The organism is Stutzerimonas stutzeri KOS6 (genome assembly GCF_000307775.2).
GTDB classification, from domain to species: domain Bacteria; phylum Pseudomonadota; class Gammaproteobacteria; order Pseudomonadales; family Pseudomonadaceae; genus Stutzerimonas; species Stutzerimonas stutzeri_B.
Genome location: NZ_KK020676.1, coordinates 1,811,343 through 1,827,964, shown reverse-complemented (window position 1 = coordinate 1,827,964; position 16,622 = coordinate 1,811,343). Strand labels below are relative to the sequence as shown.

The following is a 16,622-nucleotide window of genomic DNA, read 5'->3' as shown; positions in this document are numbered from 1 at the left end:
GCATCCATCATCACCGCGGCGAGTCCCAATTCTGGTTCATCTAGACGGAGAGCCAGGGCGCCTACCCGGCGCATCAGGGATTCTGTGCACGCCCAGCAAGAAGAGAGTTAACGCTAAATGTCCACCCCTTCGAAGATCATCTATACCTTCACCGACGAAGCTCCAGCCCTGGCTACCTATTCGCTTCTTCCCATTGTAGAAGCCTTTGCGGCCTCCGCTGACATAGCCGTCGAAACGCGCGATATCTCTCTTGCAGGGCGCATCCTTGCGAGCTTTGCCGACCAACTGGACGCAGACAGGAAAGTCGAAGACGATCTGGCCAAGCTCGCCGAGCTAACCAACCAGCCTGACGCCAACATCGTCAAGCTCCCGAACATCAGCGCTTCCGTACCCCAACTCAAGGCCGCCATCGCCGAACTGCAGGCGCAGGGCTACAACATTCCGAATTTCCCGGAAGATGCGCAAACCGACGCCGAGAAGGATGCGCGTGCACGCTACAGCAAGGTCCTTGGTAGCGCGGTGAATCCGGTCCTGCGCGAAGGCAACTCCGACCGCCGGGCTCCGGCAGCGGTAAAGGCCTATGCCCGCAAACACCCGCACTCGATGGGCAAGTGGAGCAAAGCATCGCAGTCTCACGCCGACTACATGCGCGGCGGCGATTTCTTCTCCAGCGAGCAGTCCGTCACCATGGACAAGGCTGGTGAGGTGCGCATCGAGTTCGTTGACAAGGACGGCAAGGTGGAAGTCAAGAAGCAACTCGCCCTGCAAGAAGGCGAAGTGCTCGACGGCATGTTCATGAGCTGCAACAAACTGCGCGCCTTCTTCGAGGAAACGCTGCAGGACTGCAAGGAAACCGGCGTGATGTGGTCCCTGCACGTCAAGGCCACCATGATGAAGATCTCGCACCCGATTGTTTTCGGGCATGCCGTCAGCGTCTACTACAAGGACGTCTTCGACAAATACGGCGAGCTGTTCAAGGAACTGGGGGTCAACCCGAACAACGGCATCAGCAGTGTCTATGACAAGATCAAGGTCCTGCCCGCCTCGCAGCAGGAAGAGATCCTGCACGACATCCACGAGGTCTACAGTCATCGCCCGGAAATGGCGATGGTCGACTCGGTCAAAGGCATCACCAACCTGCACATCCCGAGCGACGTAATCGTCGACGCCTCCATGCCGGCCATGATCCGCAACTCTGGTCAGATGTGGGGCAAGGACGGCAAGCAGAAAGACACCAAGGCAGTGATGCCGGAAAGCACCTATGCCCGCATCTACCAGGAGATGATCAACTTCTGCAAGACCAATGGCGCCTTCGACCCGGTCACCATGGGCAGCGTACCGAACGTCGGCCTGATGGCGCAGAAGGCCGAGGAATACGGCTCGCACGACAAGACCTTTGAAATGCAGGCTGACGGCATCATGCGCGTCGTACTGACGGACGGCACCGTGCTGATGCAGCACGCAGTCGAGAAAGGCGACATCTGGCGCGCCTGCCAGACCAAGGACGCGCCGATCCGCGACTGGGTCAAGCTGGCCGTCACCCGGGCCCGCCAGTCCAACACGCCGGCAATTTTCTGGCTGGACCCCGAGCGCGCCCATGACCGGCAGTTGCAGAAGAAGGTCGAGGCCTATCTGCCGGAGCACGACCTGAGCGGCCTGGACATCCGCATCATGGGTTATAACGAGGCCATCCGCGTTAGCATGGAGCGCATGATTCGTGGCATGGACACCATCTCCGTGACCGGCAACGTGCTGCGCGACTACCTGACCGACCTGTTCCCGATCATGGAGCTGGGCACCTCGGCCAAGATGCTGTCCATCGTTCCACTGATGGCTGGCGGCGGCATGTATGAAACCGGTGCCGGCGGTTCCGCGCCAAAGCATGTCCAGCAACTGGTCGAAGAAAACTACCTGCGCTGGGATTCGCTCGGCGAGTTCCTCGCCCTGGCGGTGTCTCTGGAAGAGACCGGCATCAAGACCGGTAATGCCAAGGCCAAGATTCTCGGCAAGACGCTCGACCAGGCCACAGGCCAGCTGCTGGACAACAACAAGTCCCCGGCACGCAAGGTTGGCCAGATAGACAACCGCGGCAGCCACTTCTATCTCGCGCTGTACTGGGCACAAGCTCTGGCCGCGCAGGACGAAGACGCCGAACTGAAGGCTCACTTCACTCCGCTGGCCAGGACGCTGACCGAACAGGAAGCAGCCATCGTCGCCGAGCTCGCCGCCGTACAGGGCAAGCCAGTCGATATCGGTGGCTACTATCGCTCCAACCCGGAGCTGACCAGCAAGGTAATGCGCCCCAGCGCCACCTTCAACGCAGCCCTGGCCGCGCTGAACGCCTGAGTCACCTGAGCGTCACCACGAACCCCGGCCCCGCGCCGGGGTTCGTGCTTTCTGGGGCAAAGGTGGCTGCTATCATCCCGTCATTTACACGAGGCAGCTGTTATGGACTGGCAACCGCATATCACCGTCGCGACCGTTATCGAAGACCAGGGACGTTTTTTATTGGTAGAAGAGCTCAAGGCAGGCCGCCTCGTGCTCAATCAGCCTGCCGGGCATTTGGAGGCCAATGAGAATCTGCGCCAGGCTGCTGTACGGGAAACGCTCGAAGAGACCGGCTGGGACGTCGAGCTTGTTGGTGTCGTCGGCATTTATCTGTACACCGCCCCTAGCAACGGCGTGACCTACCAGCGCGTATGCTTCGCTGCGAGAGCCCTGCAGCATGATCCAGGGCGCCCGCTCGACGAGGGCATCGTCGCCGCCCGATGGCTGACCCGCGAAGAACTGGAGGAGCAACCTGATCGCTGGCGCAGCGAACTGGTGCCCCGCTGCATCGATGATTACCTGGCCGGGCCACTGTATTCACTGGACGTGATCCGCAATTGATCACGGCTTCGTCATGCCGACTGCAGCCTGTTAGAATCCGCCCCTTTGCATAGCCTCAGCGTGTCCCTATGTCTGTAACGACCCTCACCGCACCGGAAAAAACACGTGTCATCGTCGGCATGTCCGGCGGAGTGGACTCTTCCGTTTCCGCTCTCCTGCTTCTTGAGCAGGGTTATCAGGTCGAAGGCCTGTTCATGAAGAACTGGGAGGAAGACGACGGCACGGAATACTGCACAGCCAAGGAAGATCTGGCCGATGCCCAGGCCGTCTGCGACCGGATTGGCATCAAACTGCACACTGCCAATTTCGCTGCCGAATACTGGGACAACGTGTTCGAGCACTTCCTTGCCGAGTACAAGGCCGGACGCACCCCCAATCCCGACATCCTCTGCAACCGCGAAATCAAGTTCAAGGCGTTCCTTGATTATGCCCTGATGCTCGGAGCAGACCTCATTGCCACCGGCCATTATGTCCGTCGCCTTGACAGAAATGGCCACAGCGAACTGCTAAAGGGCCTGGACCCGAACAAGGATCAGAGTTACTTCCTGCACGCTGTCGGCGGCGAGCAGCTGAGCAGGACGCTTTTCCCCGTCGGCGAACTGGAAAAGCCCGAGGTGCGTGCGATTGCCGAAAAATATGGCCTCGCCACGGCGAAGAAGAAGGACTCCACCGGTATCTGTTTCATCGGCGAGCGACGCTTCAGTGACTTCCTCAAGCAGTACCTGCCAGCCCAGCCAGGGGATATCGAAACCGTCGACGGCGAAGTGATCGGCCGCCACCACGGCCTGATGTATCACACAATCGGACAGCGTCAGGGTCTGGGCATCGGTGGCCTCAAGGATGCCTCGGATGAACCCTGGTACGTCCTGAGCAAGGACCTGCAGCGCAACGTGCTGGTGGTCGGCCAGGGCAACGACCATCCCTGGCTGTTCTCCCGCGCCCTGCTGGCCTCGGAAATCTACTGGGTAAACCCGATCGACAGCAGCGTCCCGCTCAAGCTGACCGCCAAGGTTCGTTACCGCCAGAGCGACCAGGCCTGTACGCTGGAGCAGACGCCAGATGGTTATCGCGCCATATTCGAGGCTCCGCAGCGAGCGGTGACGCCCGGCCAGTCGGTCGTTTTCTATGACGGGGAAGTCTGCCTGGGCGGCGGTGTGATCGAACGAGCCGAGCCCTGGTTCGAGGGACGGTCATGAGCAAACTCGATGAACAGCTGATCGCGCTCGGCGCAGTATTCGAAGCCGCGACGCTGGTGGATCGCATCGCACGCACCGGCCAGGTCCCGAGCGCATCGCTCGGCTGCATGCTTGGCAGCCTGCTGGCGCGCAATCCAGGGACCACACAGGAAATCTACGGCGGCGACGACCTCAACCTGCGCGACGGCTACCGCGCATTGGTCGGCGCGCTGGAGCGCGACAGCAGCGCTCTGCAGCGCGAGCCGCTGCGCTATGCACTTGCCATGATTGGTCTGGAGCGGCAGCTGGACAAGCGTGACGACATGCTTCAGGTCATCGGCAGCCGGCTGGACCAGATCCAGCAACAGGTCGAGCACTTTGGCATCACTCACGAAAATGTCGTCGCCTCGTTTGGCGCGCTCTATCAGGATACGCTGAGCACTTTCCGCCAGCGCATTCAGGTTCAAGGCGATATGCGCCACCTGCAACAGACGGACAACGCCTCCAAGATCCGCGCCCTGCTGCTGTCTGGTATCCGCTCGGCGCGCCTGTGGCGCCAGCTCGGCGGTCATCGCTGGCAGCTGATCTTCAGCCGCCGCAAGCTGCTCGACGTGCTCTATCCCAAGCTGCGCTCCTCGCAGGTCGACGATCTCTAACCTGGCGAATGTACCGGGCCCGCCCGGTACATTCGTGTATAATCTGCGCCCTCTTTTCGTTGCCTGACTGTCCGAGAATGCCCCCTATGCAGCTTTCCTCGCTCACGGCGGTTTCCCCCGTCGACGGCCGCTACGCCGGAAAAACCAGCGCCCTGCGCCCGATCTTCAGCGAATTCGGTCTGATTCGTTGCCGTGTTCAGGTCGAAGTCCGCTGGCTTCAGCGCCTCGCAGCTCACCCAGGCATCCCGGAAGTCCCTCCCTTCTCCGAGGAAGCCAACGCCGTGCTGAATCAGTTGGCCGAAAACTTCCAGCTGGAGCACGCTGAGCGCGTCAAGGAATTCGAGCGCACTACCAACCATGACGTCAAAGCGGTTGAGTACCTGCTCAAAGAACAGGCCAAGCAGCTTCCGGAACTGGCCAAGGTCAACGAATTCATCCACTTCGCCTGCACCAGCGAAGACATCAACAACCTGTCGCACGCGCTGATGCTGCGCGAAGGACGTGACGCGGTGCTGCTGCCGCTGATGCGTCAGCTCGCCGAAGCGATCCGCAGCCTGGCCGTACAGTTTGCCGACGTGCCGATGCTTTCGCGTACCCACGGCCAGCCTGCTTCGCCGACTACTCTCGGCAAGGAACTGGCCAACGTCGTCTATCGACTGGAGCGCCAGATCGCCCAGGTCGCAGCAGTACCTCTGCTGGGCAAGATCAACGGCGCGGTGGGCAACTACAACGCCCACCTGTCCGCCTATCCGGAGATCGATTGGGAAGCCAATGCCCGCGAATTCATCGAAGGCGAGCTTGGCCTGTCCTGGAACCCCTACACCACGCAGATCGAGCCGCACGACTATATCGCCGAGCTGTTCGACGCCATCGCCCGCTTCAACACCATCCTCATCGACTTCGACCGCGACGTCTGGGGCTACATCTCCCTCGGCTACTTCAAGCAGAAGACCGTGGCCGGCGAGATCGGCTCCTCGACCATGCCGCACAAGGTCAACCCGATCGACTTCGAGAACTCCGAAGGCAACCTCGGCATCGCCAATGCATTGTTCCAGCACCTGGCGAGCAAGCTGCCGATTTCCCGCTGGCAGCGCGACCTGACCGACTCCACCGTACTCCGCAACCTCGGCGTCGGCTTCGCCCATAGCGTCATCGCCTACGAGGCGAGCCTGAAGGGTATCGGCAAGCTGGAGCTCAACGCCGCTCGCATCGCAGAAGATCTCGATGCCTGCTGGGAAGTGCTGGCCGAGCCGGTGCAGACCGTGATGCGCCGCTATGCCGTGGAAAACGCTTACGAAAAGCTCAAGGACCTGACCCGCGGCAAAGGCATTACACCTGATGCCTTGCAGGCATTTATCGATGCGCTCGACATTCCGGCCGAGGCCAAGGCGGAGCTGCGCAAGCTGACCCCGGCCAGCTATATCGGCAACGCAGCCACCCAGGCCAAGCGCATCTGAGCGACCCAATGTACGCACGCCCGGCTGTGCCGGGCGTTTTTATTTCAGCTCTGCCTTATAGAGCAAGGTGTTACGCATGACTTCTGATATTCCACTTCAAATTCTGGGCGGTATCAGCGCGCGAGAATTTCTGCGCGACTACTGGCAAAAGAAACCGTTGCTCATCCGCCAGGCCATTGCGGATTTCCAAAGCCCGGTTTCGCCGGACGAACTTGCCGGCCTCTCCTTGGAGGAAGACGTCGAGTCCCGCCTCGTCATCGAGCACGGCCAAAGCCCCTGGGAACTGCGCCGCGGTCCCTTTGCCGAAGATACCTACCAGAAACTCCCGGAGCGTGACTGGACCTTGCTGGTCCAGGCGGTGGATCAGCTGGTTCCGGATGTAGCCGAGTTGATCGAGCATTTCCGCTTCCTGCCCAACTGGCGCATCGACGACGTGATGATCAGCTATGCCGCACCCGGCGGCGGTGTCGGCCCGCATTTCGATAACTACGACGTGTTCCTGTTGCAGGCCCACGGCCAACGCCGCTGGCGCATTGGCCAGATGTGCGACAGCGAGAGCCCGCTGCTCGCCCATGGCGACCTCCGGATTCTTGCCGATTTCCAGGGCACCGATGAGTGGGTACTGGAGCCAGGTGACATGCTTTACCTGCCCCCTCGCCTTGCCCACTTCGGCACCGCTGAAGATGCATGCATGACCTATTCGATTGGATTCCGCGCACCGAGCGCGGCCGAGGTCCTGACCCACTTCACCGACTTCCTCGCACAGTTCCTGCCCGACGAGGATCGTTACAGTGACGCCGACCTGCAGCCAACCGACGACCCCTACCAGATTCAGAGCGACGCGCTGGACCGGCTCAAGGCCCTGCTTGCCGAACACATGAACGACGAGCGCCTGCTGCTCACATGGTTCGGCCAATTCATGACCGAACCGCGCTACCCGGAGCGGGTCGAAGGCCCCGAACTGAGTGAGGACGACCTGCTTTCGGCGCTGGAGGATGGTGCCGTACTGGTCCGTAACCCCGCGGCACGCCTGGCCTGGAGCGAGGTGGACATCGGCCTGCTTCTGTTCGCCAGTGGCCAGAGCCGCCTGCTTCCCTCTAAGCTGCGCGACCTGCTGAAGCTGATTTGCTCGGCCGATGCGCTGCACATCGAAAATGTCGGCCAATGGCTGAGCGACGACGATAGCCGCGGCCTCTTGTACGAACTGGTCAAACAAGGAAGTCTGGAGTTTGCTGATGAATAGCATTCAGGTACGGATCGCCGACTGGCAGCAGGACAACACCGAACTGCGGCGCATCCGCGAAGCGGTGTTCATCGCCGAGCAAGCGGTGCCGCCAGAGCAGGAATGGGATGCCGATGACGCCGACGCCATTCACTTTCTCGCGCTGGAAGGCGACTACCCGATCGGCACCGCGCGGCTGCTCGCCGACGGACAGATCGGACGGGTAGCCGTACTGCGCGACTGGCGCGGCATGAACGTCGGTGATGCGCTGATGCGTGCAGCCATTACCGAAGCCGAACGCCGCGGCCTGAGCGAACAGACGTTGACTGCCCAGGTTCACGCCACGGCCTTCTACGAACGCCTTGGCTTTGAAGTCGTCAGCGACGAATTTCTCGAAGCCGGCATTCCGCATGTGGACATGTTACGTCGGAGCCATTGAATCCATATGAGCGATAACGCCCCGGACGAAAGAATTGATCAGACCGAATTGCCGGCTATCGACTTTCACTCCCCGGGGCGTTTTGCTGTCCACAACCCCCAGGCATGGGAGGCAGCGCCCTTCCAGCTCGGGCAAGACACCACGATGCAACGCTTCAGCGAACCGAGCGAGGTTCGCCGGCACGCGTTGGCCATGCTGCAGCAGGCCACACGAACGCTGTGCATCTACAGCCCGGACCTGGAACCCTGGCTCTATCACCACAGCAGCGTCCAGCAGGCCTGCACTCGCCTTCTACTGGCTCATCCTCGCAATCAACTGCGCATCCTCGTCGGCGACCCCACGCGCGCAGTCAAGGAAGGCCATTACCTTTTGCAGCTTGCCCGCCGCCTGACCAGCAGTGTACATATCCGTAAGCTGAACCCAGACTTCCCCGGACAGAGCGATACCTATCTCATCGCTGACGACTGCGCTCTGCTGGAGCGCCCCAGCGCCGAGCAATACGACGGCCATGCCTGGTATCGAGACCTCGCACGGGTGCGCGGACGCCAGGCCGAGTTCGACAAGGCGTGGGCGCATGGACTATCGGATGCCAACCTGCGGAGTTTCCTGCTATGAGCCCTCGTATCCTGCTGGCGGCCCTTGCGCTCAGCACCTGCCTTCCGTTGCAGGCGGCGACTGAGGTCATCCAGCTCAACAATCGCATGGCCGAAGACGTGCTCGTCGTGGCCGAATCCGTGCTTGGCGACCAGGGCAGAGTCACGGCCTATGGCAGCCAGCTGATCATCAACGCACCGGATTCGCTGATCAGCGAGCTGCGCCAGGTCATCGATCAACTGGATGTCGAGCCAAAACGGCTGCTGATCAGTGTCGAAACCCAGGACTCGGCTAGCAGCGCCGCCCAGGGTTATCGAATAGATGGTTCGGTGCGCTCCGGCAACGTGGAACTGGAGACCGGTAGAGGCGAAGTCGCCGGACGGGACCAGCTTCGCATCATTCGCCGCAGTACCAACAGCCGCGACGGAGGTATTCAGCAGATCCAGGCCAGCGAGGGTTATCCCGCGCTAATTCAGGTCGGCCAGAGCGTGCCGCTGACGTCCCGAAGCGCAGACAGCTACGGCCAGGTCTACCAAGAGACGCAATATCGCGACGTTCTCCGGGGTTTCTATGCCACCGCCACGCTGCAGGGTGACCGCGTGCAGATCACCATCAGCAGCACACGTGACCGGCTCTCGCAGGGTAATAGCGGCGTTGTCGAGGTGCAGAACGCCGATACTCGCGTCAGCGGCCGCGTCGGCGAATGGATCACCGTTGGCGGTATCGATGAAAGCGCCAGCTCCGAGCAGGACGGGACTCTGCAGCGCTACTCGACACAGGGCAGCCAGAACCTGTCCATGCGCCTGAAGGTGGATGTTCTGGACTGAATACCAGCCACCCCGACGCCTCAATCGAAAAATGTAGTGACTTAAAAAAAACACTACAAAGCAATTGACGACGCTTTTCCAGCGGCGCATTATTGCCCCGCTCCCGCTAACCAGGGGCCCTGGCAAGGGTCTCCGGGGCGTGCTCCAGCCAACCAGCCGAGCCGCTCCGTGACTGTACTGCCCACAAGGCGGACTGACGAGGTTGCGACTGGAACGAGTCGTCCTGAGGGACGGGGTAGCGATTGACGTATCGGCCAGACTGACAGCTTCTCGTTGTTGTAGCGCACACGGCAGCCACGCCGGCTGTGGGCGCAGCAACCGGAACCAGCCCGGCGATCGTATCCCCCCTTCTCTCGGTTCATCCTCGTCCCGGTCGATATTTCGACGCTCTGCCGCGTGTTGCCCGCACTGATCAGCGATAGCACGTAGGTTTCGGTGGGAAAAAGTCGGTGCTCAACCACACTCATTTTTGAAGGATTGAACATGTCCGCATATCAAGACGACATCAAGGCAGTTGCCGCCCTGAAAGAGCAATACGGCAGCAGCTGGGCCGCCATCAACCCTGAGTCCGTCGCTCGCATGCGCGCCCAGAACCGCTTCAAGACCGGTCTGGAAATCGCTCAGTACACCGCCGACATCATGCGCAAGGACATGGCCGAGTACGACGCCGACTCGTCCGTCTACACGCAGTCCCTCGGCTGCTGGCACGGCTTCATCGGTCAGCAGAAGCTGATCTCCATCAAGAAGCACCTGAAGACCACCAACAAGCGCTACCTCTACCTGTCCGGCTGGATGGTCGCTGCTCTGCGTTCCGAGTTCGGCCCGCTGCCGGACCAGTCCATGCACGAGAAGACAGCCGTTTCCGATCTGATCGAAGAGCTCTACACCTTCCTGCGCCAGGCCGATAGCCGCGAGCTGGACCTGCTGTTCACCGCACTGGACGCGGCTCGTGAAGCAGGCGACAACGCCAAGGCTGCCGAGATCCAGAACCAGATCGACAACTACGAAACCCACATCGTACCGATCATCGCCGACATCGATGCCGGCTTCGGTAACCCGGAAGCCACCTACCTGCTGGCCAAGCGCATGATTGAAGCAGGCGCTTGCTGCATCCAGATCGAGAACCAGGTTTCCGACGAGAAGCAGTGCGGCCATCAGGACGGCAAAGTGACCGTTCCGCACGCCGACTTCCTCGCCAAGATCGCAGCCGTTCGTTACGCCTTCCTTGAGCTGGGCATCGACAACGGCGTCATTGTTGCGCGTACCGACTCCCTGGGCGCCGGCCTGACCAAGCAGATCGCCGTGACCAAAGAGCCGGGCGACCTGGGCGACCTGTACAACTCGTTCCTCGACTGCGAAGAAATCTCCGAAGCCGAGTTGGGCAATGGCGACGTCGTCATCAAGCGTGAAGGCAAGCTGCTGCGTCCGAAGCGTCTGCCGTCCAACCTGTTCCAGTTCCGCAAGGGCACTGGTGAAGACCGCTGCGTACTGGACTGCATCACCAGCCTGCAGAACGGCGCCGACCTGCTGTGGATCGAGACCGAGAAGCCGCACGTTGGCCAGATCAAGGCCATGGTCGATCGCATCCGCGAAGTCATCCCGAATGCCAAGCTGGTCTACAACAACAGCCCGTCGTTCAACTGGACCCTGAACTTCCGTCAGCAGGTGTTCGACGCGTTCGTTGCCGAAGGCAAGGACGTCTCCGCCTACGACCGTGCCAAGCTGATGAGCGTCGAGTATGACGAAACCGAACTGGCTCAGGTTGCAGACGAGAAGATCCGTACCTTCCAGCGCGATGGTTCCGCTCACGCCGGCATCTTCCACCACCTGATCACCCTGCCGACCTACCACACTGCCGCACTGTCCACCGACAATCTGGCCAAGGGGTACTTCGCCGACCAGGGCATGCTGGCCTACGTCAAGGGCGTCCAGCGTCAGGAACTGCGTCAGGGTATCGCCTGCGTCAAGCACCAGAACATGGCTGGCTCCGACATCGGTGACAACCACAAGGAATACTTCGCTGGCGAAGCTGCCCTGAAGGCAAGCGGTAAAGACAACACCATGAACCAGTTCCACTAAGAGCCGGTTCGCAGTCTTCCCTGGCTGCGGTGTTTGAGAAGGCCTCGGCATATGCCGAGGCCTTCTTTTTTGTGGGTACAAAGCCACTGCATTGACACTTCGTCGGGCAACGGAAAAGTGTCATTCTGTTGTCGCATAGGGAATCTAGCGTCATGACTCCGACAACAATCGTATGGAGCTGCGCCGTGATTACTGACAACAACGACATTCTGTTCGGTAACGGGGACGAGTTACCCAGCAACCATTCCACGAATCCACATATTCAGGACGTGATATCCGTCGGCCGCCGAAAAGTGCTGGCTGGGAGCGCAACCATAAGCGCCTTGGCCTTTCTCGGCGCGTCCTTCCCAGGTCTTGCCCAGGCAGCTGAGCCAGCGTCCCGCGGCCTCAAGGAAATGCCCTTCAGGCGCCGCCGCCTGCCCTTCGCTCCGGTTGCCGTAACCCGTGCCGATATCATCACCGTGCCCGCTCAATACTCCGCGACAGCCTTCATACCGTGGGGTACCCCCATCACCGGGAGCTACCCAGCCTGGCTGGAAGATGCCAGCAACAGCGCAGAAGACCAGGCCCAGCAGGTAGGCATGCATCACGACGGAATGCATTTCTTTCCGATGAATGCAAAGCACGGCGGACGGCAGAGCGATCACGGCCTGCTGGTACTCAATCACGAGTACATCGATGCACCTCTGCTTCACCGCAACGGCCCGACCGTGTTGGATAGCAAGCGTGTAGATGTCGACGAGGTTCGCAAGGAGATCAATGCTCATGGCGTCTCGGTCGTGGAAATAAGGCGAGGCCCTCGTGGCGAATGGTCCGTGTTGCCAACAGCGCGGAATCGCCGCATCACAGGCGCGACGCCGATGCGAATCGAAGGTCCCGCACGCGGCCATGCGTTGATGCGCACCCGCTACAGCCCGAGCGGTACCTCTACCCGGGGTACCCTCAACAACTGCGCCAACGGACATACGCCCTGGGGCACCTACCTCACCTGCGAAGAGAACTGGGCCGGATACTTCGCCAGCGCTGATGCCGAGCTGCCGCGTGAACTCGATCGCTACGGAGTACGCGACAGCAGTCGCTACGGCTGGGAAACCGTGGCGGGCGACGAGTTCGAGCGTTTCAACGCAACGCGTAGCGCGACAGACGCACAAGCCGATTACCGGAACGAGCCGAACACGTTCGGCTGGATAGTCGAAATAGACCCCTTCGACCCCACCTCTACCCCGATCAAGCATACCGCCCTAGGCCGTTTCGCCCATGAAGGCCTGGTGTTCGCGCCAGTAAAGCCAGGACGCCCCATTGTCTGCTATTCCGGCGACGACTCGCAGAATGAATACATCTACAAGTACGCCAGCAGGGATCGATACCGGCCACAGCACAGCGATGGTCGTCTGCTGGATGATGGCACGCTCTATGTCGCACGCTTCAATCCCGACGGTAGCGGTGACTGGCTTGCACTGGATCATGCCAGCCCGGAGTTTCAGCGAGCCTGCCAGGCTGCCGGTGTGCAGTTCGCTGATCAGGGGGAGGTGCTCGTAAACACCCGACTGGCTGCCGATATCGTCGGCGCCACCAAGATGGATCGCCCGGAATGGGGCGCCGTCCACCCGGATACCGGCGAAGTCTACTTCACGCTTACCAACAACAGCAGCCGACAGGAGGCAACCCCTTCCAATCCAAGAACACCCAACACGTTTGGCCATATCATCCGCTGGCACGAAGCCAGCCGTGATTTCGCGGGCACCCGATTCAACTGGGACATTTACCTCCTAGCAGGTCCCGAAAGCGACAGCCGCTCCCCGACAGGACGCGCGCTGGATAACAGCAACATCATGGCCAGTCCGGATGGGCTTTGGTTCGATGATGAAGGCCGCCTGTGGATTCAGACGGATATGAGTGGCAGTCAACTGCAAACCGGGCCATTTGGAAACAACCAGATGCTGGTGTCCGATCCCGCCACTGGCGAGACCAAGCGATTCCTCGTCGGCCCGTTGGGAGCGGAAGTGACCGGGATAACGGCAACACCAGACTTCAGAACACTGTTCGTGAACATCCAGCATCCCGGTGAAGGCTCGACGTCGACAAGCTATACCAGCAGCTGGCCGGATGGTGCCGGGCGCAGGCCCAGGTCCGCCACGGTCATCATCACCCGCGACGATGGAAAACGGCTGATGTAGTCATTCGGGGCCTGGTGAGCCAGGCCCCTTCATCGTATTCACTGGTCTGCGAAGGGCTCGTCCGGCGTAGTAAAAAGCCCCCAGGTTGAAATGAAAAGTGCGGCAACCAGGGGCCCGATAACGAACCCATTCAGGCCGAACAATGCCAACCCACCCAAGGTCGAAATCAGCACGACGTAATCCGGCATTTTCGTATCCTTGCCCACTAGAATCGGCCTGAGAATATTGTCCACCAGGCCAATCACCAGCACGCCGTAAAGCGTAAGTATCACGCCCTGCCAGATAGCGCCGGTCATCAGGAAGTAGATGGCCACAGGCGTCCAGATCAGTCCCGCCCCTACCGCTGGCAACAAGGACAAAAAGGCCATCAATACTCCCCACAACAACGCACCTGAGATCCCCAGTACGGCGAATATGATTCCGCCCAACACACCTTGCGTCACGGCAACGACGATATTGCCCTTCACCGTCGCACGAACCACTCGAGTGAACTTGTTGAAAAGGCGTCGTTTCTGAGTGTCGCTGAGCGGGATGGCTTTCCGAATTTTCGCAACCAGGTCGCGCCCATCTCGGATGAGGAAGAACAATAGATAAAGCATCACGAAGAAGCTGACCAGAAACTGAAACGTCCCTTGGCCAAAGCTGAACGCCTGGGTCGCCAGAAACTGGCTTCCCTCCAAGGCGCCTGAGGCCAGACGATCACGCATGTCGTCAAGGTCGCCAAATCCGAAGCGTTGCAACTGCAATTGAACAGACTGAGGGAGCAGCTCACGCAGACCAGCTACCCAGCGGCCCACATCGAGCTCGCCACTCTCTATTCGCTTGTAAAGGGTTGCAACCTCCTGCACCAGCATCCCCGTAATCAGGATCACCGGCAACACGGCGACGAGCAGGCAAACCAGCAAGGTGAGTAGCGCAGTCAGGTTACGGCGCTGGCTGAAACGCCGGTACAGGTATCGCTGCAGCGGCGCAAAAATGATGGCAAGTATCACCGCCCAGAAGACCGCTCCGTAGAATGGCAGCAGTATCCAACCAAAGGCGAAAGACACCACCACCAAGAGCGAAAGAAAGACCTTTTGCTCAAGTCTTGAATTGACCATGACCGACTCTGCCGCTGCGTATTCCTTTATTAGTCAACGAGCGGCAGAGCGAGTGCGGTACGTAGAGAAATCGGCAAATGTGTCTGGCTTAAAGCGAGCGCCCGACATACCGATCGAGGGGCTACAAAGTCATTGCAGCCAGCCAGCCGAATGCCAAAAGCGGCAGGTTGTAATGCAAAAAGGTGGGCACGACAGTGTCCCAGATATGATTATGCTGCCCATCGGCGTTCAGGCCTGCCGTTGGACCCAGCGTAGAATCCGAAGCGGGCGACCCTCCATCCCCCAGAGCACCCGCAGTGCCGACCAGACTCACGATTGCCAATGGACTGAAACCCAGCTCCAAACCAAGCGGGACGAAAATCGCCGCAATAATCGGAACCGTAGAAAAAGAGGAGCCAATGCCGATGGTGACCAGCAAGCCGACCAACAGCATCAGCAAGGCACCTACGGCCTTACTATTACCAATCCACTGAGCAGACGCGTCAACGAGCTGCTTCACCTCGCCCGTCTCACGCATTACCTCGGCAAATCCCGCGGCAGCGATCATGATGAAGCCGATCATGGCCATCATCTTCATCCCTTCGGTGAAGAGATCATCAGCCTCACGCCAGCGGACCACGCCGGAAACGGAAAAAATGACGAACCCGGCAAGCGCTCCCAGGATCATCGAATCCAGCCAAAGCTGGATCACAAAGGCGGCGGCAACAGCGATCGCAGCCACCATTACGGTGATCGGGCTGCACTTAACGCTGGTCTTTTCAACCTGCTCGATACGCCCAAGATCATATTCTCGCGGCTTGCGGTAGCTATACAGGGCAATCAACAGTCCTGCGAGCATACCCATTGCAGGAATGAACATAGCATGAGTGACCTTGACGCCGGTGACGTCGACTCCACTCTTGGCCACGTTCGCCAGCAAAATTTCATTCAAGAAAATATTGCCGAATCCAACCGGCAAGAACATGTAGGGAGTGATAAGTCCGAACGCTAGAACGCACGCAATCAAGCGTCTATCAATTTTCAGTCTCGATAGTACATAGAGCAGCGGAGGGACCAACAAGGGAATAAAAGCAATATGAATCGGCAAAATGTTCTGTGATGAAACGGCTACCGCTAGCAGCAAAGCGATCATCATCCACTTGACGGCTCCGGCCCCCTGAGTCCCTTGCCGACCAACCAGTGTCAGTGCTTTGTCAGCAAGCGCATGAGCCAAACCACTCTTGGCTATGGCAACGGCAAAAGCGCCTAGTAATGCGTACGACAAGGCGACCGTTGCGCCGCCCCCCAACCCCTTGTTGAAAGCAGCCAGACTACCCTCGACACCCAAACCACCTATCAACCCTCCAGCCATGGCACCAGTAATCAACGCCACCACCACATGCACGCGGCAAAGACTCAAGATCAGCATAATGCCGACAGCCGCAACCACTGCGTTCATTCGTACTCTCCATATAACCGACCGAAGTCGCATTTAAAAAGCGCGGTACTCTGCAGCATGAAACTGCAGCTGTCAAAGCCGAGAGGCGCCGTCAGCACCACAGCTAATTAGCGGATCAATCAGTCGCCTGCATACTCGCAGCCACTTGTGCAGGTTTCGTGGATCCGAATGCGAGAGAGTTCAGGAAGCAGGGGCTTCAGCTCATCCCAGATCCACTTAGCGAGATTCTCGCTGGTCGGGTTCTCCAGTCCTGGAATGTCGTTCAAGTAGTTATGGTCGAGCCGCTCGTACAATGGCCTGAATATGGCCTTGAGCTCGCCAAAATCACGAATCCATCCAGTATGAGGATCGACTGGACCACTGATATATAAGGCGACACGAAAGGAATGTCCATGTAGACGCCCGCACTTGTGCCCTTGGGGGACATTGGGTAGCCGATGTGCCGACTCGAAAGTAAACTCTTTGAAAATTTCCACTGTGTATGCGCTCGTAATAAGACCGAAAAACTTCAAGAATTTTACGCACATTCTCAGCCAGATACATCGTGCAGTGGCGCATCGCGGTAGCCC

The 16,622-nt window shown here is 59.6% G+C and carries 14 protein-coding genes; 11 read left to right on the top strand and 3 right to left on the bottom strand.

Translation table 11 applies throughout. The features are described 5' to 3' along the window. Window positions 1–117 precede the first annotated feature (117 nt). The 11 genes from B597_RS36485 (at window position 118) to B597_RS36435 (ending at window position 13,515) form a co-directional block, all read left to right on the top strand. Complete coding sequence (locus B597_RS36485) at window positions 118–2,346, top strand: NADP-dependent isocitrate dehydrogenase (protein WP_003295152.1); 2,229 nt, start codon at window positions 118–120, stop codon at window positions 2,344–2,346. A 102-nt stretch (window positions 2,347–2,448) separates the two neighbouring features. After that, on the top strand, window positions 2,449–2,889 hold the full coding sequence (locus B597_RS36480; RefSeq protein ID WP_003295154.1) for an NUDIX hydrolase: 441 nt from the start codon (window positions 2,449–2,451) through the stop codon (window positions 2,887–2,889). A 68-nt stretch (window positions 2,890–2,957) separates the two neighbouring features. Beyond that, window positions 2,958–4,085 carry a tRNA 2-thiouridine(34) synthase MnmA gene (gene mnmA / locus B597_RS36475; protein ID WP_152028168.1) on the top strand — a complete coding sequence of 376 codons (1,128 nt, stop codon included), beginning with the start codon at window positions 2,958–2,960 and terminating at the stop codon, window positions 4,083–4,085. Continuing rightward, the gene (gene hflD / locus B597_RS36470; RefSeq protein ID WP_003295156.1) at window positions 4,082–4,720 is read left to right on the top strand and encodes a high frequency lysogenization protein HflD; all 639 of its coding nucleotides are present in this window, start codon (window positions 4,082–4,084) and stop codon (window positions 4,718–4,720) included. Before mnmA ends, hflD begins: the two co-directional genes overlap by 4 nt. Before the next feature lie 86 nt (window positions 4,721–4,806). Next, on the top strand, window positions 4,807–6,177 hold the full coding sequence (gene purB / locus B597_RS36465; protein ID WP_024162110.1) for an adenylosuccinate lyase: 1,371 nt from the start codon (window positions 4,807–4,809) through the stop codon (window positions 6,175–6,177). A 76-nt stretch (window positions 6,178–6,253) separates the two neighbouring features. Continuing rightward, on the top strand, window positions 6,254–7,420 hold the full coding sequence (locus tag B597_RS36460; protein ID WP_003295159.1) for a ribosomal protein uL16 3-hydroxylase: 1,167 nt from the start codon (window positions 6,254–6,256) through the stop codon (window positions 7,418–7,420). Then, window positions 7,413–7,838, top strand: a complete 426-nt coding sequence (locus B597_RS36455) for a GNAT family N-acetyltransferase (RefSeq protein WP_003295161.1) — start codon at window positions 7,413–7,415, stop codon at window positions 7,836–7,838. The genes B597_RS36460 and B597_RS36455 overlap by 8 nt, the downstream gene beginning before the upstream one ends. Before the next feature lie 6 nt (window positions 7,839–7,844). After that, entirely contained in the window at window positions 7,845–8,453 is a 609-nt protein-coding gene (locus tag B597_RS36450) for a DUF7931 domain-containing protein (RefSeq protein WP_003295162.1), read from the top strand. Further along, window positions 8,450–9,259, top strand: coding sequence for a secretin N-terminal domain-containing protein (locus tag B597_RS36445; RefSeq protein WP_003295163.1), 810 nt, complete (start codon window positions 8,450–8,452; stop codon window positions 9,257–9,259). Before B597_RS36450 ends, B597_RS36445 begins: the two co-directional genes overlap by 4 nt. 483 nt (window positions 9,260–9,742) lie before the next feature. Next, window positions 9,743–11,338, top strand: a complete 1,596-nt coding sequence (locus B597_RS36440; RefSeq protein WP_003295164.1) for an isocitrate lyase — start codon at window positions 9,743–9,745, stop codon at window positions 11,336–11,338. A 185-nt stretch (window positions 11,339–11,523) separates the two neighbouring features. After that, window positions 11,524–13,515 (top strand): PhoX family protein, encoded by a 1,992-nt coding sequence (locus B597_RS36435; protein WP_003295165.1) that lies wholly within the window; start codon window positions 11,524–11,526, stop codon window positions 13,513–13,515. Between the two features lie 38 nt (window positions 13,516–13,553). On the opposite strand, the gene B597_RS36430 is transcribed toward B597_RS36435, so the two are convergent. The 3 genes from B597_RS36430 to queD all read right to left on the bottom strand — a co-directional run bounded on the left by B597_RS36430 (window position 13,554) and on the right by queD (window position 16,529). Beyond that, entirely contained in the window at window positions 13,554–14,615 is a 1,062-nt protein-coding gene (locus B597_RS36430) for an AI-2E family transporter (protein WP_003295166.1), read from the bottom strand. A gap of 121 nt (window positions 14,616–14,736) precedes the next feature. Then, window positions 14,737–16,053: a Na+/H+ antiporter family protein gene (locus B597_RS36425; RefSeq protein ID WP_024162108.1), complete on the bottom strand. Its 1,317-nt coding sequence runs from the start codon at window positions 16,051–16,053 to the stop codon at window positions 14,737–14,739. A 119-nt stretch (window positions 16,054–16,172) separates the two neighbouring features. Beyond that, window positions 16,173–16,529, bottom strand: coding sequence for a 6-carboxytetrahydropterin synthase QueD (gene queD, locus B597_RS0223395; protein ID WP_003295168.1), 357 nt, complete (start codon window positions 16,527–16,529; stop codon window positions 16,173–16,175). Window positions 16,530–16,622 lie beyond the last annotated feature (93 nt).